Origin of the sequence: Aeromicrobium camelliae (genome assembly GCF_003850045.1) — a bacterium.
Classification (GTDB): Bacteria; Actinomycetota; Actinomycetes; order Propionibacteriales; family Nocardioidaceae; genus Aeromicrobium; species Aeromicrobium camelliae.
On sequence record NZ_RQJX01000008.1, the window covers coordinates 45,032 to 64,173 of the forward strand.

The following is a 19,142-nucleotide window of genomic DNA, read 5'->3' on the forward strand; positions in this document are numbered from 1 at the left end:
CAACCGGCGGCCAGCCTCCCGCATTCCTCACCGACGCATGACAAAGGGCCCGTTCCACCACTTCCCGATGGAACGAGCCCCTTGCCCGGGGGCCCACGGCGCGGGTCGCCTCGGGGGCTATCCCGCGCCGTGGGGGCCTCTCAGCGGCGCACTCGCTGCGTCATGAGCGCACCGCCACCGAGCAGTGCGATCAGTCCGGCGAGCACCAGCCACAGCGCTGAGTCCGGCGCACCGGCATCGGGCAGCTCCGCGACGAGCACCCGCACCGAGTCGTCGGTGCCGATCGGATCGCCGCCGGGCGGCGTTCCGGTAGCCGTCGCGTGATTGTCGACGTAGCCACGCTCACGGTCGGCCTCGGTCGGCGTGTAGGTCGCGGTCGCCGTGACCTTCTCACCCGGAGCCAGGACACCGGCCTCGCCCGGCCAGTCGCGGTAGGTGATCTTCGACAGGCCCTCGAGCCCGTCGCGCACTTGCACGTCAGTGAGGGTCACCGTTCCGGTGTTCTCGACCTCGAACGTGTACCGGATCTGGTCGCCGTCAACCGTGCCGGTCTTCGTCAGCTTCAGTCCCGGCAGCGCGGGGAGCGGGGTGCGCTCCTCGTCCGGACCGTCGACCGGATCGCCGGTCGGCGGGGTCCCGGTTGCCAGGGCATGGTTGACGACTTCGCCGCGGTCGATGTCGGCCTGGGTCAGCGTGTAGGTGGCGGTCGCCGTGACGCTCTCGCCGGGGGCGAGGACGCTCTCGTCGCCGGGCCAGACGTACTCGAGGTCGGACAGACCCTCGAGCTCGTCGGCGATCGACACGTCGCGCAGCGTCACGTTGCCGGTGTTGGTCGCCTCGAAGGTGTAAGTGACGGTGTCACCAGCCTTCGACGCAGCACCCGCATTCAGCGTCGCGGTCTTGACCAGAGCGATGCTCGGACCCGCCTCGATCGGAACCGAGACCTCGTCGATGTCGTCGACCCGCTCACCCGCCGGCGGCTGACCCGACGCGGTAGCGACGTTGTCGACCGAGCCAGCATCGACATCAGCCTGCGTCAGCGTGTAGGTCGCCGTCGCCGTCACCGACTCGCCGTAACCCAGCACACCCTCAGCAGTCGGCCAAGGACCGAACACGATGTCCGACAGACCCGCCAGCTCATCGCTGAGCGCCACGTCGGTGAGCGTCACATTGCCCGTGTTGGTGATCGTGAACTCGTACTCCACGGTGTCACCAGCGCGACCCTCCGCACCCTCGGCAAGCGCACCGGACTTCACCAGATCGATCGACGCGAGCTGCGGCAGCGGCAACTCATGATCGTCCTCGTTCTCCACCGGAGGCTGACCACCAGGAGGCGTGCCCACGACCGTGGCGTTGTTGACCACATCACCGCGGTCGATGTCCGCCGCCGTCAACGTGTACTCGGCCGTCGCCGTCACCGACTCACCCGGAGCCAGCACACCAACCTCACCCGGCCACGTGTAGACGAGCTCGGACAGCCCCTCCATCGGATCGGTGATCGACACACCCGTCAACGTCACATTGCCGGTGTTCGTCGCGGTGAACTCGTACTCCACCGTGTCACCGGGGACAACCTGCGCCCCATCGGCGAGACCGCCGGACTTCACCAGATCGATGCCCGGATTCGACGGCACATCCACACGCTCGGTGTCGTCGTCCTCGACCGGATCACCGGACGGCGGCGTACCCACGACCGAAGCCGTGTTATCGACACCACCGGCATCGACGTCGGACTGCTTCAGCTCATACGTCGCCGTCGCGGTCACGGACTCGCCGGGCAACAGCGTCCCCGCCTCATCCGGCCACGTGCCGAAGACGATGTCGGACAGGCCGTCGAGCTCATCGCTCAGTGCCACATCGGTCAACGTCACGTTACCGATGTTCGTGACCGTGAACTCGTACTCCACCGTGTCACCAGCGCGACCCTCCGAACCCTCGGCGAGCGCACCGGACTTCACCACCTCGATGAGCGGCAACTCAGGAAGGTCGACGATGTGCTCGTCGGTGTTGTCCACCGGGTCGCCGGACGGCGGCGTGCCAGTCGCGGTGACCGTGTTCTCCACCTCACCGGTGTCGAGATCGGCCTGCGTCAGCTCGTACGTGGCGGTCGCCGTCACCGACTCACCCGGCTGCAGCGTGCCTGCCTCACCCGGCCAGTCGCCGAACACGATCTCAGACAGACCCTCCAGCGGGTCATCCAGCGTCACGTCAGCCAATGTCACGTTGCCCGTGTTCGTCACCGTGAACTCGTACTCCACGGTGTCACCCGCGACACCCTCAGAACCTTCACGCAGGGCGCCGGTCTTCTCGACGTCGATCGCGGGGGACTGTGCCACCGGAACCTGAGCGTCGTCGGTGTCAGTGACCGGATCGCCGCTCGGCGGCGTGCCTGTGGCGGTCGCCACGTTGTCGACGCCACCGGCGTTCACGTCGGCCTGCGTCAGCGTGTACGTGGCGGTCGCCGTGACCGACTCACCCGGCTGCAGCATCCCGGCCTCACCCGGCCAATCACCGAACACGATGTCCGACAGGCCCTCCAGCTCATCGCTGAGCGCCACCTCGGTCAACGTCACGTTCCCAGTGTTGGTGATCGTGAACCCGTACTCCACGGTGTCGCCCGCAACACCCTGCGCGCCCTCGGCGAGCGCACCGGACTTCACCAGGTCGATGGCCGACGCCTGCGGCACATCGACGACGTGATTGTCGGTGTTCTCCACCGGATCGCCGCTCGGCGGCGTGCCCGTCGCGGTCACCGTGTTCTCGACCTGGCCGGCGTTCACATCGGCCTGCGTCAGCTCGTACGTGGCGGTTGCCGTGACCGACTCACCCGGCTCCAGCACCCCGGCCTCACCCGGCCAGTCACCGAACACGATCTCGGACAGACCCGGCAGCGGATCGTCCAACGTCACGCCCGTAAGCGTCACGTTCCCGGTGTTCGTCACCATGAACTCGTACTCCACCGTGTCGCCCGCACGTCCCTGCGCACCCTCGGCAAGCCCACCGGACTTCACCACATTGATCGATGCATCGGGGGTGATCGTGACGATCTCCTTGTCGGTGTTCTCCACTGGATCGCCGCTCGGCGGCGTGCCCGTCGCGGTCACCGTGTTCTCGACCTGGCCGGCGTTCACATCGGCCTGCGTCAACTCGTACGTGGCGGTCGCCGTGACCGACTCGCCCGGAGCCAGCACCCCAGCCTCACCCGGCCAATCACCGAACACGATGTCCGACAGACCTGGCAGCGGATCGTCCAACGTCACGTCGGTGAGCGTCACGTTGCCCGTGTTCGTCACCGTGAACTCGTACTCCACGGTATCACCGGCGCGACCCTCCGCGCCGTCAGCGAGCGCACCGGACTTCACGACATCAAGCGCGGGCGCCTGCGGCACCTCGACGATTTCCTCGGCGGTGTCGGTCACCGGGTCACCCGTCGGGGGCGTGCCCGTGGCGGTGGCCGTGTTCTCGACCTGCCCGGCATCCACGTCGGCCTGCGTCAACTCGTACGTGGCGGTCGCCGTGACCGACTCGCCCGGAGCCAGCACCCCAGCCTCACCCGGCCAGTCACCGAACACGATGTCCGAGAGCCCCTCGAGTTCATCGCTCAGCGCCACGTCGGTCAACGTCACGTTACCCAGGTTGCTGATGGTGAACTGGTACTCCACCGTGTCGCCGGCAACGCCCGGCGAACCGGCTGCGAGGGCCCCGTTCTTCACGAGGTCGATGAGCGGCTGCTGCGGCACCTCGACAATCTCCTCGTCGGTGTCGGTCACCGGGTCACCCGTCGGGGGCGTGCCCGTGGCGGTGGCCGTGTTCTCGACCTGGCCGGCGTTCACATCGGCCTGCGTCAACTCGTACGTGGCGGTCGCCGTGACCGACTCACCCGGAGCCAGCACCCCGGCCTCACCCGGCCAATCACCGAACACGATCTCGGACAGACCCGGCAGCGGGTCATCCAGCGTCACGCCCGTAAGCGTCACGTTGCCCGTGTTCGTCACCGCGAACTCGTACTCCACCGTGTCGCCCGCGACACCCTGCGCACCCTCGGCAAGCCCACCGGACTTCACCACGTCGATCGCTGCATCCGGCGCAACCGGAACCTGAGCGTCATCCGTGTCGGAAACCGGATCACCGAACGGCGGCGTGCCGACAGCGGTCACCGTGTTGTCGACGCCACCTGTGTTCACATCGGCCTGCGTCAGCTCGTACGTCGCGGTCGCCGCGACGCTCTCGCCCGGAGCCAGCACACCGGCCTCACCCGGCCAGTCACCGAACACGATCTCGGACAGACCCGGCAGCGGATCGTCCAACGTCACGTCGGTGAGCGTCACATTCCCGGTGTTCGTCACCGTGAACCGATACTCCACCGTGTCGCCCGCGACACCCTGCGCACCCTCGGCGAGGGCACCGGACTTCTCGACCTGGATCGACGGCGCCAGCTCCGGCAGCGTGACCTCGGCGGGATCCTCGTCGCTGACAGGAGAACCAGCCGGCGGCTGACCTGTGACTGTCGCGGTGTTCGTGACGGTGCCGGCGGCGATGTCCTCGGCTGTGAGCTCGTAGGTCGCCGTCGCCGTGACCGACTCACCCGGCTCCAGCACCCCGGCCTCGCCCGGCCATGCACCGAACGTGATGCCCGACAGACCTGGCTTCGGGTCGTTCAAGGTCACGTCGGTCAGGGTGATCGAGCCGGTGTTGGTGATCGTGAAGTCATACTCGACGATGTCGCCGGGAAGACCCACTGCCCCGTCGGCCAGCACGCCGTCCTTCACCAGCTCGATGGTGGCGCAGGTGTCGTTGATGATCTGGGTCAAGGTGTCCCGCAGATCGCTGAAGCCCGTAGCGAAGTAATCGCTGTTCTCAACCGTGCCCGAGACCTGAGCGATATGCTCGCGGAACTGGTCCAGCGCACCGCCCGACAGATTGTCAGTCGCGCCGACACCGATGATGCGTGTGCCCTGGGCCTTGACCGCGTTGGCGCTTTCCACCGCGCGAGTGATCGACGGCACATCCGTGGAACCGCCGGGACCTTGGGCCGGCGATCCGTACTGCGTCGGGTTGCCGTCCGTCACGAAAAGCAAGGCGTCGTACTGCTCGGGAGCCGATGCGATCGCCGCGAACGCGCGATCCCAGTTCGTGCCGCCTCGCTGCGAGTTGGGCCGCTGAATGCCGTTCACCTTGTCCGCGATGGTCTGGGAGCCCTGGGGCGTCATGACCGAGGTCAAAGGAAGGGGCGCGTTAGCCGGCGAACCCGTCGCGGGGGCGTTCGAGGCGAACGTGTGGATGGCGATCTGAACCGGATATCCGGTCAGCCCGGCCGCGAACTCCGCGATGTTGGACTTCATCTCTGCAAGCTGACCGTCAGTCACCGAGTTCGACAGGTCGAGACTGATCGCGAGCTTCAGATCCGGCTCACAGCGTTCAGGAAGACTCGGATTCGGAGCCGGGGGCGTCGTCGACTGGACCGCGCCGGCGGCGGTGATGCTGCCCATGACCGCGACCAGCATCGCCAACATGAGGGCGATGGCGCGGCGGGGCCAGCGGAGGTGGCGCCTGCGAGAGGCATGATTCGGCCTGGACCGAGAAGTGGACGTCACGGTGCTGCTCTCCTTGCACGGGCGGTGGGGAGTACCGCGGCAAACCGCGGCAGGACACAGCAGGGCTGCATGCCATAGTTCATCATTCATCCTCACACCGCGGCCGCTGCCCCGAATGCTGGGATTTCACCCTCATTTTCACCCCCCTCGCTTCCCCTGGTCCCTCCTTCTCGCGAGCCTCGTACTCAACCTCGTGTACGCGGCGGTGCCAGGCGCACTGATTCCCGCGCAGATCGCCGACGCGTCATCGGACAGCAAAGCGATCCGGCTCGCGCTCGTCATGACCCTCTCGCCGCTGGTGACGATCGTCGTGCATCCCCGGGTCGGACTCGTGTCACTCGACAACGCCGTCTCGCTGCTGATGATCGCCGGGCGCCGGCCGTCGCGGGAGCGGCACTCACCACGACCGGCGGCTCATTTCTCGCCTACGCTGCGGTGGGGGTAGCCCTGTCGGCGCTGTTCATCGCGCGGATCTTCCCCAAGGGAACGAGTCCGCCACGGGTCATCACCGGGGACGGTCACCGTGCTCGTCAGGCGAGGCGCCTACGGTGACCGTCGCGGGCCAGGATTCCCATCGCGAGTCCCCGGGCGATCGCCTCATCGCGGCGGTTCACGCCCAGCTTGCGGTACAGCGAACGTCGTTGCGTCTTGATCGTATTGACCGACAGTTGCAGGCGCGCAGCGATGTCGTTCTCCGTGCCTCCCCGCACCAGTTCGCTGAGCACGATCCGCTCACGTTCGGTCAGTCGTTCGACCTGGATGTCACCGCCGAGTAACGGCTCTGGCGTCTGCTGACCGGTCAGTTCAGCGAACACTGCGGCGTCGGCAGGAGAAAGGAGCCGCAAGGGCCAGGTGACGCCGTCGGCTTCCATCTTCTCCACCATCCGCTCGGCCACGAGACGTAGTGACGATCTCGAGCCGAGCCGGCGGACCAGCGCGAACTCCACAACGGCGGCGTGCAGCCGCAACCGCGGCGTCGCCCCGATGCCGGCCTGGCTGATGCGAGCGATCAGTTCACGCATGCGGTCGATGTCGCCCGATGCGACGCCCGCGTGCGCCGACGCCAGGACCGCGGGAAGTCGTGAGCCCTCCGTCGTCATGGCCTTCGACGGTGGCCCGATGATCAGCATCATGCCCTCGACCACGTCGGTCAGCGCTCTCGAGAGTGGGCGCGCGCGTTGACAGGCCGTGAGCAGGTTGGCGGCGTCGCGGAACCGGCCGGACGTGAGCATGACGATCGCGCGGACGAGCATGACGATGTCGCGATGGTCTCCGGACGCCTCGGCCTCGGCAATCGCACGCTGAGCGGCATCGATCCGTCCCTGTTCGAGGGCGAGCAGAGCGTCGACAGCGGCGAGGAGATCCGACCATGGAGCGCGGCGGGCCATCGTGGAGCAGGCGCGTCGACGACGCGTGGCGGCATGAACGTTGCCGAGCACGAGCTCCGTGAGGGCCGCCGCGGCTCCGAGCGCAGCCTGCCACCAACCCCCGTTCGCCGTCTCGAGGCCTCGTTCGAAGACCGTGCGAGCGTGGAACACCCGACCGTCGTGCAACAGCGCCATGCCGCACTCGGCATGAAGGGCTGGGAGCCAGGCAGACAGCGCCTCCCGGTCGCCGCGTCCGAGATCGTGAAGCATGCTGTCGAGGGACACTGCTGTCATGACACCGCCGGGGCGGGCGAGACGCCGCTCTACGGCGCATCGCAGGCCTCGTGCGAGCGCTCGGTCCACGACCGTGCGCCGGTGGTCCCGGTCGTTCCACGGCGCACGGAGAAGATCAGGGGCCACCGGGTGCGTGCGCTGCTGCACCGCGAGGGCGACGAGCGTCCATCGCAGGGCCGGGAAGCTGCCGATCTCGACGGGAGGCGCAGCGACCCATCGGGCGAGGACTTCCGGATGATCGAGTGCAAGCGGGAGCCCGACATCTCGAAGAACCTGTTCCGCCCGCTCCGGATCCGCGGACCGCGCAGCGGCACGCAGGCGTTCGAGCGCGACCGCGTCATCGCGATCCCCGTCAAGCGCGCCCAACCTTCGGGCTCCTGCCCCGCGCAACACCCTCCAGGCCTCCGCGGTGAGCCGCTCCGGTTCGTCGATCACCAGCACGAGGGGACCTTCGGTCTCGTATCGCATGCATCGCCTTCGTCATCGCTCGGCCTCCCCCCGCCAGGCGCCGCCCGAACGGGCGGTCACAGATGAGACGGCGGGACCGAAACAATCTCACGCAGACTCCGACGTGATATAAGTTATACTCATGGCGGTCCGCCCAGAGCTACCGTGGTACGGCGCCACGGGAAAGCGTCCACCGTCGGCGTGCGCACCTTCTTTCCTACCTGGAGATCGGACATGACCGAACCCTGGGGCCTCCGCGACGGCCTCGTCGAGGACCGCGACCTGGTGGAAGCCCTGCGCGCCGGGGACGCGGGCGCCATGGAAGCCCTCTACCGCCGGCATGGCCCATCGATGCGGCGCCTCGCCTACGCTCTCGATCCCGATCGCGGGGACGATCTCGTGGCCGAGGCGTTCTCCCGGGTCTTCGACACGATACGTGCAGGCAGGGGCCCGCTCGATAACGTGGCCGGTTACCTCGCCACCACCGTGCGGCATCTGCACGTCGATCAATCGCGCGCGCGAAGACGCGAACTACCCGTCTCCGACCGGCCCTGGCTACTCGACGATGCGACCGAGGTGGAACTGCTCGATCCGATCGACCTGGAACGGGCCGGGCAAGCGCTCTCCGCACTGCCAGAGCGCTGGCGCGAGGTGCTCTGGTACTTGGAGGTCGAGGGACGAAAACCCGCTGAGGTCGCGCTCCGGCTCGGGATGCCGGCGCCACGCGTCTCGGCCCTCGCCTACCGGGCGCGCGAGGGCTTGCGCCGCAGCTATCTCGACCGCCACCTGACGGCCGCCGCGACACGCACATGCCGGTGGACGCGCGAACGACTCAGCTCATTCGTCCGAGGCGGTCTGAGCGACGCGGCGCAGGACAGGGTGCGCCGCCATCTCGACTCGTGCAATGCGTGTCTCCTCGAGCACGGGTCACTTGTCGAGGTGAACACCCGGCTCGGCATCTGGTTCTGGCCGCTCGCGGTGACCGGCTTCACTGTCTTGCGACCGGAGTTGTGGCCGAAGGGCTTGGTCGCCGCGGACGCTGTCGGCGGTGCGCCCGGGCGCACCCCGCGACGCGCCCCCAGAGCTAAGCGAGTGCTGACGAAACGCTCCCATCTCATGATCGGCGTGGGCGCGGTCATCGCAGTCATCGTCGTTGCGGCCGTCACTGCGCTGGCACCCACGGTGCCGATCGAAGCCGATGCGGCACCTCCTGGGGCAGAAGGCCTCGACGAGGCTCCGCCGAGGGGCAGTGAACCGTCGTGGCCGGAACTGACGGGAGACGATCTCGCAGCTGCATCCCCGCGGAGCGAACCCGACGCAACCGCCCCTGAGCTCGCCTCGCGCCCGGTCCGCACTGCACAGCCCCCCGTCGAGCGCGCTGCTCCCGCAGGCCGCGCATCCGCCCAGAGCCCCCAGCCCCGTCCCACGGCGCCCGCCCCCGGAGGTGGGAACGAGCCTGAACCGCGGCCCGGTGTGATCAGAACGCTCGCCTTCGAGTCCGCAACCCTGCGCTCGTCGGCTCCGGGCTCCAGCGAATGGAGATTGACGCTCAGCCCCACAGGGACGTACACCGGACACCTGGAACCCGTGACTCTGGCGGTGTCGTTTCGGATGGATCAGCTCACCGTTTTCACAACGCTGGCATCGACGAGCTGGCGATGCGACGCGCAGAGTCCGCCCTACCAGTTCGTCGAGATGGCATGCCACACCACGTGGGTGCCCGGCCAGCCGATCGAGCCGTTGTCGGCGCATTTGTCGTCCCTGGAATCAGGCAAGGCGCCCAGGGGTGTCGCCCGTCTGTCTCCGGTCGGGGTTCCCGGCGCGACCTCGTCGGCGGCGTTCTGACCGATCCACGCGAGATGGCCCGTCCATGTCCGTCTCACCACCACGACCGGATTCTTCATAGGGATCGTCGTGCTGCTCGCGCTCAATCTGCTCGTGGTGTCGTGGCTCTACCTGCGCTATCGCTGCAATGACCCTGACTCCTGAGGCGAGTGGTGAAGTCCCGTCGGCTCAGGCGGACGGTCGGCGGCGGGCGAGGATGACGGCCGCTGCTCCGATGACGGCGAGCAGGACGATGATGCCGATGACGAGGCCGAGGTCGGCTCCGCCGTCATCCGCCTCGTCCGCCGTCTCGTGAGCCTCCGGATCGTCGGCCGCGTTGGCGTCGGAGGCCGGCGCGTGGGCGTCGGCGCGCAGCTGCGCGTCGGCGGCCACGGTGGGCAGGCTCTCGCCGCCCTCCTGGAAGCTCAACGCGACGAAGTCGCCCTCCTCGAGCACCTGCTCGGACACGCCGGACTGGGCGTACTGCCAGGGCGCGCCGTCGGTGGCCATGTAGAAGGCCCAGTAGGCGTCGGCGGCGGGCATGCCGGTGCACGGCTCCGCCTCCTCGTCGGGGAGGCCGTTGACGCGGCAGACGACGCTGTCGCCGTACTCGGCGGTCCCCTCGATCTCGATGCCCGCCATCGACAGGGCGTCGAGCGCGCGCATGCCGGCGGCGCCCTGGGCGCAGACCGTGGTGGGTGCGCCGGCGAGCGAGCCGTACTCGACGAGGATCGGGATGTCCGAGGGTCCTTCGCACTGGCCGTGCGCAGCCGCCGGCTGAGCCGTGACGACGAGGCCGGACAGCACGAGGGCCAGGGCGGCGAGCAGACGATTCACGAGTGAGGTCTCCTTTCGGGCGCCGGCTCGGCCGGCGGGAGATAACGGGCCCGTCGCGCCGCGCGGCGCAAGGTGGTGAGGATGGCGGGCCCGAGGATGACGATGAGCAGGGTGTTCGTGATGGCTCGACCAGTGTCCCAGCCGGCCGTCGACGTCAGCAGGGTGTACACGAGGAACCGTTGCAGGTTCTCCAGGACCGGGTCCCCCGGCACGAACGACAGCGTTCCGCTGTCGACGCCGATGAGGAACGGCCACGAGGACAGGTTCATCAGCATGCCGAACAGATACGCGCAGAAGACGCCGTAGACCGCGAGCATCGCGATCTCGGCGCGACCGCTGGCCCGCCGCGGTAGCAGCCCGGCCCCCATCCCGATCCACGCCGAGCAGAGCATCTGGAACGGCAGCCACGGCCCCACTCCGGAAGTGAGCAGGGCGGACGCGAACATCGTCGTGCACCCGAGCACGTAGCCGAAGCCCGGCCCGAAGACCCGGCCGGCGAGGATCAGCAGGAAGAAGACCAGCTCGATGCCGGCGGTCCCGGCGCCGAGTCCGCGCAGGGCGGCGTTGATCGCGGTCAGCACCCCGAGGATCGCGAGCGCCTTGGAGTCCATGCCGCCCTCGGAGAGCTCGGCCAGGACGACCAGGGCGACGACCGGCAGGAGCACCATGAGGATGAACGGCTGATCGACGCGTTGACCGTCGGAGCCGGGCTGCACGAGCAGCGGCCAGAGGAACATCATGAGTCCCGCGACCGAGGCCAGCGTCAGCACGAGTGCCGAGCGGCGCGTGACGGGAACGGCGGCGGGCACGCTCACAGCAGCGTCCTCTCCACCTGTCCCACCGTGAGCCACTGCGGCCCGAGGACCTTGGACACCTGCGGCGCGAAGGCCGGGGACTCGGCCAGCACCCGCTCGACGGGACCGCGCGACACCACCTCACCGTCGGCCATGACGGCGACGGTGTCCGCCACCGTCGCCGCGAACTCCACATCGTGCGTCGACAGGATGATGCCGTGCCCGTCCTCGGCGAGACCGCGCAGCACGTCGGCGAGTTCGGCCTTGGCGCGGTAGTCGAGGCCGCGAGTGGGCTCATCGAGTGCGATGACGCGAGGCCGTGCGGTCAGCACGATCGCGAGTACGAGCGCGAGGCGTTGTCCCTCGGACAGATCGCGCGGGTGGTGAGTGCTGTCGATGCCGGGAGCGAGCCGGTTGAGCAGCTCGCGGCAGGTCCCGGTAGGCGCGCCAGCCTGCGCGTCCGCGGCAGCGCATTCGTCGGTCACGGTCTCGAGGTACAGCAGGTCGGCCGCCGTCTGCGGCACGAGGCCGACGAGCATCCGCGCCTCGTCCGCCGTGACCTCGGCGGGATCCACGCCGTCGACTCCGACGCGCACGCGGCCGGAGCGGCGCGAGCCGGTGCCCTGGATCGCCCACAACAGCGAGGACTTGCCCGATCCGTTGCGGCCCATGACGACGAGGACCTCCCCGGCTCGCAGCGCGATATCGACGTCGTCCACGGCCCGGGTCGCTCCGTAGGCGACGGTGATGCCCTCAGCCTCGAGCAGCGACGCTCCGGCCGGCTCGGCCCGTCGCGGCGGCGCGGTGAGCACGAACGGTTCGGTACGCACGTGCCGACGCGCTTCACGCACCGAAAGCGGCAACGGGTCCCATCCCGCGAGGCGGCCGAGTTCGATGAGCGGCGGGGCGACGGGAGAGTCCGCGAGCAGGTCCGCGGGCGGTCCGCTGCGCACCGTGCCGTCCTCGACGATCACGAGCTGATCGGCGAAGGGGATAACGCGCTCCATGCGATGCTCGGCCAGCACGACGGTGAGCGCGAGGTCGTCGACGAGCCGGGCGATCGTGGCCAGGACGTCCTCGGCGGCGGTGGGATCGAGAGCCGAGGTGGGCTCGTCCAGCACCAGGACTCGCGGGTGCATCGTGAGGACAGAGCCGATCGCGACCCGCTGCTGCTGACCGCCCGAGAGCGTGCGCAGCGCTCGTTCGCGCAGGTCCGCCATCCCGAGCAGGTCGAGGGTCTCCTCCACGCGGCGGCGCATCGTGCTCGGCGGGAGACCGAGCTGCTCCATGCCGTAGGCGAGCTCCTCCTCGACCGTGTGCGTCACGAAGCCGGCCGCGGGGTCCTGTCCGACGTAGCCGACGAGGTGCGCGAGCTCGCGCGGCGGGCGACCCACGATGGACTCACCGGCGATCCGCACGTCACCGCGGAGCACACCTCCGGTGAAGTGCGGGACGAGCCCGTTGAGCATGCCGAGCAGCGTGGACTTGCCTGAGCCGGTACGGCCGGCGACGAGCGCCAGCTCACCCTCGGGGATGTGCAGGTCGACGTGGTGGAGGGTCGCGGAGGACTCGCCGTCGTAGGCGAACGTGACGTGGCGCAGGTCGATCATCGCATCGGCCTCGGTTCTGGAGTCGCGAACGCCGGAACGGCCGCCACGAGGACGGCCGCGATCGCGAGGAGCGAGACCTTCGGTGCGCCGGTGAGCGACGGGAACGCCGCGGCCGGCGCGACGAACTGCATCAGGACGGCGGCCGCCAGACCGCAGCCGACGGTCAGCCACTCGGCGGAGCGCCAGGGATCAGGCCGGTGCCGGGTGCGGTGGACGCGGCGGCCGGCACGGTGGAAACCGAGCGCCGCGAGCAGTACGCCGACGGCGAGCATCGGCCACGCGAGCAATCGGGGGGCGGTCTGGTCGAGGAAGGCGTAGGTGCCCACGCAGAGGCCGAACAGGCCGGCGAGCATGAGGACTCCGGTGACGGCGCGGTCGCGACGAGGAACTCCGCCGCTGCGTCCGTACCCGCGCGCGTCCATGCCGGCGGCGAGGGTCATGGAACGTTCCAACGCGTCCTCGAGCACCGGCACGACGACGCGCCGCAGCGCTCCCACTCCGGCACTCGGTTCGCCGCGCAGCCGGCGGGCGCGGCGGACCCGTTGCACGCTCTCGGCGAGCTGGGGGAACACAGCCAACGCGACGACGAGCGCGGTGCCGACCTCGTACAGCGCCGGCGGGATCGACGTGAGCAGGCGTTGCGGGTTGGCCAGTGCGTTGGCGGCACCGATGCAGATGATGACGGCGGCGAGCCGCAGACCGTCGTACAGGCCGGCGAGCACCGAGGACAGCGTGACGTCGCCGAACAGGCGGACGCCACGGACGATGTCGGGCAGCGGGATCTCCGGCAAGGAGAGCAGCACCACGTCGTCGGGGGTCGAGCCGCCGCCGAAGACGATCCGATACGCGACGCGCAGGACGACGATGACGAGGCCGAACCACAGGAAGAACCGGAAGGCTCGGGCCCAGGGGGCCTCGCTGCGACGGCTGACTACGACGAGCCAGGCGACCGCGATCACGAGCAGCAGCACGACGGGATTGGTGGTCGCCGACGCGGCGGCGGCGAGGGCCAGCGCCCACCCCCACCAGGCACCCGGGTGGAGGTCGCGCGGCAGGGGTCCTCGCTGGACCCGGGCCGGCGCCTCAGTGCTGACCATCAGTGCCCTTCCGGCGTGCGGCCGAGGGTGGCCGCCGGCGGGCGGTCACTCCACTGCAGCACGCGACAGTGTGACGTGACGACGCATCTCGCCCGGTCTTCCGACTCGCCCGAAGGCCCACGGCTGCGCGACAGTGCCGGACTCCGACCGGCTTTCCCGCGACGAGATGTGGTTCAAGGGATGAACATCACGAGTATAGGCGTCGGCGTGGCGAACGCCCTGCCCTCACGCGGTGATCTCGGCGTGCTGGCGGACCCAGGCGTGCATCGCGATCGCGGCCGCGGCGCCCGCGTTGATCGACCGGGTCGAGCCGAACTGCGCGATCGAGAGCGTGCGATCACTCGCCTGCCGCATCGGCTCGGTGATGCCCGGACCTTCCTGGCCGAAGACCAGCACGCAGGCTTCCGGCAAGCTCGCGGTCTCGAGCGGAGTGGAGCCGGGCAGGTTGTCGATCGCCAGGATCGGCAGACCGGCCCCGTGCGCCCAGGCGGCGAACGCCTCGACGTCCTCGTGGTGCCGGATGTGCTGGTACCGGTCGGTCACCATCGCGCCGCGCCGGTTCCATCGCCGCTTGCCGACGATGTGCACCTCCGCGGCCGCGAACGCGTTCGCGGTACGGACGATGGATCCGATGTTGAAGTCGTGCTGCCAGTTCTCGATCGCCACGTGGAAGCGGTGACGGCGAGTGTCCAGATCGGCGACGATCGCCTCGACGCGCCAGTAGCGGTATCGGTCGACGACGTTGCGCCGGTCCCCCTCACGCAGCAAGTCGGGGTCGTATCGGGGGTCGTCCGGCCAGGGGCCCTCCCACGGCCCGACGCCGACCTCCTCGGCCTCGCTCACGCCACGCCGTAGCTCTCGCGGTACGCACGCATCGCGGGGAGCCGCTCGGCGAACCGCCCGGTCTCCTCCAGGTAGGCGATGACGTCGTCGAGGGTGACGATCGCCCGCACCGGAACGCCCCGCTCGCGCTCGATCTGCTCGATCGCGGAGACGTCGCCCGTGCCCCGTTCCTGCCGGTCGATCGCCACGACGACACCCGCCGCAGCGGCCCCAGCGCCGTCGATGAGGTCGAGGATCTCGCGGACCGCGGTGCCGGCGGTCACGACGTCGTCGATGATGAGCACCCGTCCCTGAACCGGCGCGCCGACGAAGATGCCGCCCTCGCCGTGGTCCTTCGCCTCCTTGCGGTTGAACGCCCAGGGGACGTCGCGGCCGAACGCGTCGGCCAGCTGGATCGTCGCGGCCGCGGCCAGCGGGATGCCCTTGTAGGCCGGACCGAGGACGACGTCGAAGTCGATGCCGCTCGCATCGATCGTCGCGGCGTAGAAGCGCCCGAGCGCCGCCAGCCGAGCCCCCGTGTCGAAGCTGCCGGCGTTGAAGAAGTACGGCGAGACGCGACCGGACTTCAGTGTGAACTCACCGAAGCGCAGGACGTCGTGCTCGATCGCGAACGCGATGAACTCGCGCTGGTAGTCGTGCATGCCGATCAGCCTAGGGCGTCGCGTCGCCGTGCCGACGGCCGCTCAATCGGGCGTCGACTTGGAGACCCCGCTCTTGGCCTGCACATTGACCAACTCGCCGATCGCGACGCTGCGGTCGTCGGTATGGAACAGCTCCGAGCAGGTCAGCAGGGTGAGGAGTTTCTCGGTCGGCTCCTGGCCTTCGGCCTCGGGATCGGGCACGGGCTGCAACGGCCAGGTGGTGCGGAAGTCGACGCGGATCGAGTTGCCGTCGGTGCGCAGCTTGTAGGTGTAGATGTCGGTACGCGTCTCGATGATGACCTCATCGCCGGGCTTGAGGTCGGGGAACTTGCGGAACGGTTCGCCGTGGGTGACGCGGTGCGCGGCGAGGACGAGGTTGCCGACCTCACCAGGCCGCGCGCCCTCGGGATACATGCCGACGCCCTTGGCGAAGGTGGGGTCGTCGAAGCCGAGCAGGATCGGGACGACGTAGTCCTCGCCGAACCGCGGCACGCGGAGCAGGCCCTCGCCGTGGACGACCTCCTCGCCGCGCTCCCACTGCTGGATGATCGCAGCGTGCTCACGCTTCGCCATGTACGTGGTGCCGAAGTACTGCCAGCCCACATACCCGAGCACGGCGAGGCCGGCGAGGATCAGCGCCAGACCCAGGGCACCGAGCACTCGACCCGATCTGCGGGGCTTCACGTCCGTACTCACGCCCCTAGTGTTCCATTGCTTCCCGCGGTCTGACGAGAGACCGCAAAGTTCAAGAAATTTTTTCTTCAATCTCCTTGCCCCCGTCGTCGCGGCCGGGATACCATAGAGCCGCAGCAAAGAGGACGACTCGCAGCTGCCGACGGCCCGCCGTTTCACCCCCCGAGAACGGCGGGCCGACCTCTTTTCTCCGCCGGTTCGACTATCGTCGCGTCAGTGAAGGCTTCCAGCGCGCGGCTCGACGGTCTCGGCACCACGATCTTCGCCGAGATGAGCGCTCTCGCGCTGCGCACCGGCGCGATCAACCTCGGCCAGGGCTTCCCCGACACTGACGGTCCGGCCCCGGTCATCGAGGCGGCCGCCCTCACGGTGCGCGACGGCGGGCACCACCAGTACGCGCCCGGCCTCGGCATCCCCGCCCTGCGCGAAGCGATCGCCGAGCATCAGCGCCGTTGGTACGACGTGGAACTGGACCCCGAGCGAGAGATCGTGGTGACGACGGGAGCCACCGAAGCGATCGCGGCAGCGCTCCTCGGCCTCGTCGATCCCGGCGACGAGGTCATCGCGCTCGAGCCGTACTACGACTCGTATGTGGCGATGATCCAGATGGCGGGCGGGACACGCGTCCCCGTGACGCTGCGCGCACCGGACTTCCGCCTGCCCATCGACGAGTTGCGCGCGGCCGTCACCGACCGCACCACCGCGATCCTGCTGAACACCCCGCACAACCCGACCGGGGCGGTGCTGCGGCGTGAGGAACTCGAGGCGATCGCGCAGCTCGCCCGCGACCGCGACCTCGTCGTCATCAGCGACGAGGTGTACGAGCACCTGACCTTCGGCGCCCCGCACATCCCCATCGCCACCCTGCCCGGCATGCGCGAACGCACCATCACGATCTCCAGCATCGGCAAGAGCTTCTCGCTCACGGGATGGAAGATCGGTTGGGCCACGGGCCCCGCGGACCTCGTCCGTTCCGTCATGGGCGTCAAGCAGTTCCTCTCCTACACCTCGGGCGCCCCGCTGCAGCCGGCGGCTGCGCTCGCGCTCGGTCAGGACGCGAGCTACTTCGACGAGTTCCGCGCACGGCTCCAGCGCCAGCGCGACCAGCTGTGCGAGGGGCTCGCGTCGGTCGGCTTCGAGGTCTACGTCCCTGAAGGCACGTACTTCGCCACGACCGACGTCCGACCGCTCGGCTTCGAGGACGGGCTGGACTTCTGTCGGCGACTTCCCGAGCTCGCCGGTGTCGTCGCCGTCCCGCACGAGGTGTTCTATGACGATCGAGCGGCCGGGCGACCGCTCGTACGCTGGGCGTTCTGCAAACGCCCGGAGGTCCTCGACGAGGCTGTCCACCGCCTGCAACGCCTCGTGAACTGAGAAGTTTCCCCTGCCGTGCCAGGATGGAGCGCGTGCCCGAGCCCCAGACGACGCCGCGCCTGCGGTCGCTCGACGGACTTCGTGGACTCGCAGCCCTCGTTGTCGTCGTGCACCACGCGGTCCTCACCATCCCCGCACTGGCGACGCCGTACTTCGCACCCTACGAGGCCACGACCGAAGGCTCGCCGGCCTGGTGGCTCAGCTACACCCCGCTGCACCTGCTGTGGGCCGGCGGCGAGGCCGTCGTCGTGTTCTTCGTGCTCTCGGGTCTCGTGCTCGGCCTCAAGGCCCGCAGCCCGCGCTTCGACTGGGGCGGGTACTTCCCCGAGCGGCTCGCGCGCCTGTACCTTCCGGTGGTCGCCGCCGTGGCCTTCGGCGTCGCGGTTGCCTCAGCGTTCCCGCGGACCGGCAACGGCTCCCTCGGACCGTGGATCGCGCAACGGCCCACCGGCCCGTCGCTGACCGGCGTCATCCACGACCTCACCCTCGTCTTCGGGCCGTCCCGGCTCATCAGCCCGCTGTGGTCGCTGCAGTGGGAGGTCATCTTCTCGATGCTGCTGCCGCTCTACATGGTCGCGGCGGTGGCGCTGCGCCGGACGCCGCTACTGCTCGCGGGACTGTGCATCGCCGCGTCGAGTGTCGGGTACTACGCCGGCGACGGTTGGCTCACCTACCTGCCGATGTTCGGCGTCGGCGTCGCACTGTCCGATCTCGTGACCACCACCCCGCGCACGTCGCGACGTGCCCGCTGGGGTTGGACCGTCGCGGCGGTGGGCGGGCTGCTGCTGATCAGTAGCCGGTGGAGCCTCGCGCCCGCGGTGGCTCCGTCGGCGGGCGCCACGGCCCTGACCGGAGCGCTCGTCGTGCTGGGCGCCGCGGTGCTCGTCGCCGCGGCCGTGCACGCTCGCCCGCTCGTGCGGATGCTCGAGCTGCGTCCCGTGGTGTGGCTGGGCGGCATCTCGTTCAGCCTCTACCTCATCCACGAGCCGATCGTCATCGCGACTGCCGAGCTGCTCGGCCCGGGGCGGGGGCCGCTCGTCCTCCCGATCGCGCTCGCGGTCGCCATCCCGGCCTCGGCCGCGTTCTACCGACTGGTGGAACGCCCGTCGCACCGCCTCGCCAAGCGCGTCGGGGTCTGGTTCCGCACCGAGTCCGCGCGCCAGGGCGATCCCGTGCGACGCTCCGACGAGCTCGTCGAGTCGTCGCACCGCGGCGCCTGAGCATGAAAAAAGCGCCGGGTTCAAGGACCGGCGCTGTCGAAGAGTGGAGCCGCCTGTCGGAATCGAACCGACGACCTTCTCATTACGAGTGAGATGCTCTACCGACTGAGCTAAGGCGGCGCGGTCGACGAGGATCGCCCGTCGAACCACAGGGAGTCTACCTGGCGACCCGCGCCGGATCGAATCGAGGGGGGCCTTCGTAGAATCGCGGGGTGGACGACGACATCCGCGCCGAGCTCGAAGAGATCCGCGCCAGCATCGACAACATCGACGCCGCCCTGGTGCACCTCCTCGCGGAGCGCTTCAAGTGCACGAAGCGGGTCGGCAAGCTCAAGGCCGAGCACCATCTGCCGCCCGCCGATCCGGACCGGGAGGCCCGCCAGATCGCGCGCCTGCGCGCGAAGGCGGAGGAGGCCGACCTCGATCCGGCGTTCGCGGAGAAGTTCCTGACGTTCATCATCGACGAGGTCATCCACCACCACGAGGCCATCGCCCGCGACTGACCCG

At 69.3% G+C, this 19,142-nt stretch carries 14 protein-coding genes, 1 tRNA gene and 1 riboswitch; of the genes, 5 read left to right on the forward strand and 10 right to left on the reverse strand.

Annotation, left to right across the window (positions count from 1 at the left end; genetic code table 11):
* Nucleotides 1-140 precede the first annotated feature (140 nt).
* Complete coding sequence (locus tag EHW97_RS07500; protein ID WP_166367431.1) at nt 141-5,513, reverse strand: DUF7507 domain-containing protein; 5,373 nt, start codon at nt 5,511-5,513, stop codon at nt 141-143.
* A 286-nt stretch (nt 5,514-5,799) separates the two neighbouring features.
* Between EHW97_RS07500 and EHW97_RS07505 the strand changes: the two genes are divergently transcribed.
* Entirely contained in the window at nt 5,800-6,039 is a 240-nt protein-coding gene (locus EHW97_RS07505) for a hypothetical protein (RefSeq protein ID WP_124236551.1), read from the forward strand.
* A gap of 85 nt (nt 6,040-6,124) precedes the next feature.
* Here the strand turns inward: EHW97_RS07505 and EHW97_RS07510 are convergent, their stop codons facing one another.
* Entirely contained in the window at nt 6,125-7,723 is a 1,599-nt protein-coding gene (locus EHW97_RS07510) for a helix-turn-helix transcriptional regulator (protein WP_124236552.1), read from the reverse strand.
* A 213-nt stretch (nt 7,724-7,936) separates the two neighbouring features.
* On the opposite strand from EHW97_RS07510, the gene EHW97_RS07515 reads away from it, so the two are divergent.
* Entirely contained in the window at nt 7,937-9,547 is a 1,611-nt protein-coding gene (locus EHW97_RS07515) for a sigma-70 family RNA polymerase sigma factor (protein ID WP_124236553.1), read from the forward strand.
* Between the two features lie 168 nt (nt 9,548-9,715).
* Here EHW97_RS07515 and EHW97_RS07520 read toward each other — a convergent pair whose 3' ends face one another.
* The 7 genes from EHW97_RS07520 to EHW97_RS07550 all read right to left on the reverse strand — a co-directional run bounded on the left by EHW97_RS07520 (nt 9,716) and on the right by EHW97_RS07550 (nt 16,044).
* Nucleotides 9,716-10,363, reverse strand: coding sequence for a hypothetical protein (locus tag EHW97_RS07520; protein WP_124236554.1), 648 nt, complete (start codon nt 10,361-10,363; stop codon nt 9,716-9,718).
* Complete coding sequence (locus EHW97_RS07525) at nt 10,360-11,103, reverse strand: ECF transporter S component (RefSeq protein WP_124236625.1); 744 nt, start codon at nt 11,101-11,103, stop codon at nt 10,360-10,362. Before EHW97_RS07525 ends, EHW97_RS07520 begins: the two co-directional genes overlap by 4 nt.
* A 71-nt stretch (nt 11,104-11,174) precedes the next feature.
* Nucleotides 11,175-12,767, reverse strand: coding sequence for an ABC transporter ATP-binding protein (locus tag EHW97_RS07530; RefSeq protein WP_124236555.1), 1,593 nt, complete (start codon nt 12,765-12,767; stop codon nt 11,175-11,177).
* Nucleotides 12,764-13,864 (reverse strand): CbiQ family ECF transporter T component, encoded by a 1,101-nt coding sequence (locus EHW97_RS07535; RefSeq protein WP_124236556.1) that lies wholly within the window; start codon nt 13,862-13,864, stop codon nt 12,764-12,766. The genes EHW97_RS07530 and EHW97_RS07535 overlap by 4 nt, the downstream gene beginning before the upstream one ends.
* Nucleotides 13,865-13,936: 72 nt before the next feature.
* A riboswitch (cobalamin riboswitch) is annotated at nt 13,937-14,046 on the reverse strand.
* Nucleotides 14,047-14,089: 43 nt separating this feature from the next.
* Nucleotides 14,090-14,707: a TrmH family RNA methyltransferase gene (locus EHW97_RS07540; RefSeq protein WP_124236557.1), complete on the reverse strand. Its 618-nt coding sequence runs from the start codon at nt 14,705-14,707 to the stop codon at nt 14,090-14,092.
* Nucleotides 14,704-15,348, reverse strand: coding sequence for an orotate phosphoribosyltransferase (gene pyrE, locus EHW97_RS07545; RefSeq protein WP_124236558.1), 645 nt, complete (start codon nt 15,346-15,348; stop codon nt 14,704-14,706). Before pyrE ends, EHW97_RS07540 begins: the two co-directional genes overlap by 4 nt.
* Before the next feature lie 42 nt (nt 15,349-15,390).
* Nucleotides 15,391-16,044, reverse strand: a complete 654-nt coding sequence (locus EHW97_RS07550; RefSeq protein WP_124236559.1) for a sortase domain-containing protein — start codon at nt 16,042-16,044, stop codon at nt 15,391-15,393.
* A 213-nt stretch (nt 16,045-16,257) separates the two neighbouring features.
* Here EHW97_RS07550 and EHW97_RS07555 point away from each other — a divergent pair, with 213 nt between their 5' ends.
* Nucleotides 16,258-17,415 (forward strand): pyridoxal phosphate-dependent aminotransferase, encoded by a 1,158-nt coding sequence (locus tag EHW97_RS07555; RefSeq protein WP_124236560.1) that lies wholly within the window; start codon nt 16,258-16,260, stop codon nt 17,413-17,415.
* Between the two features lie 32 nt (nt 17,416-17,447).
* Complete coding sequence (locus EHW97_RS07560; protein ID WP_166367432.1) at nt 17,448-18,635, forward strand: acyltransferase family protein; 1,188 nt, start codon at nt 17,448-17,450, stop codon at nt 18,633-18,635.
* A gap of 44 nt (nt 18,636-18,679) precedes the next feature.
* Here EHW97_RS07560 and EHW97_RS07565 read toward each other — a convergent pair.
* Nucleotides 18,680-18,755: transfer RNA gene (locus EHW97_RS07565), tRNA-Thr, on the reverse strand.
* A gap of 92 nt (nt 18,756-18,847) precedes the next feature.
* On the opposite strand from EHW97_RS07565, the gene EHW97_RS07570 reads away from it, so the two are divergent.
* Nucleotides 18,848-19,138 carry a chorismate mutase gene (locus EHW97_RS07570; protein WP_124236562.1) on the forward strand — a complete coding sequence of 97 codons (291 nt, stop codon included), beginning with the start codon at nt 18,848-18,850 and terminating at the stop codon, nt 19,136-19,138.
* The last annotated feature ends 4 nt before the right edge of the window (nt 19,139-19,142 follow it).

Bases quoted from the DNA above. Each gene is read 5' to 3' on its own strand.
- EHW97_RS07500 (WP_166367431.1), bottom strand. From the start codon at position 5,513: ATGTTGGCGATGCTGGTCGCGGTCATGGGCAGCATCACCGCCGCCGGC.
- EHW97_RS07510 (WP_124236552.1), bottom strand. From the start codon at position 7,723: ATGCGATACGAGACCGAAGGTCCCCTCGTGCTGGTGATCGACGAACCG.
- EHW97_RS07515 (WP_124236553.1), top strand. From the start codon at position 7,937: ATGACCGAACCCTGGGGCCTCCGCGACGGCCTCGTCGAGGACCGCGAC.
- EHW97_RS07525 (WP_124236625.1), bottom strand. From the start codon at position 11,103: ATGATGTTCCTCTGGCCGCTGCTCGTGCAGCCCGGCTCCGACGGTCAA.
- EHW97_RS07530 (WP_124236555.1), bottom strand. From the start codon at position 12,767: ATGATCGACCTGCGCCACGTCACGTTCGCCTACGACGGCGAGTCCTCC.
- EHW97_RS07535 (WP_124236556.1), bottom strand. From the start codon at position 13,864: ATGGTCAGCACTGAGGCGCCGGCCCGGGTCCAGCGAGGACCCCTGCCG.
- pyrE (WP_124236558.1), bottom strand. From the start codon at position 15,348: ATGCACGACTACCAGCGCGAGTTCATCGCGTTCGCGATCGAGCACGAC.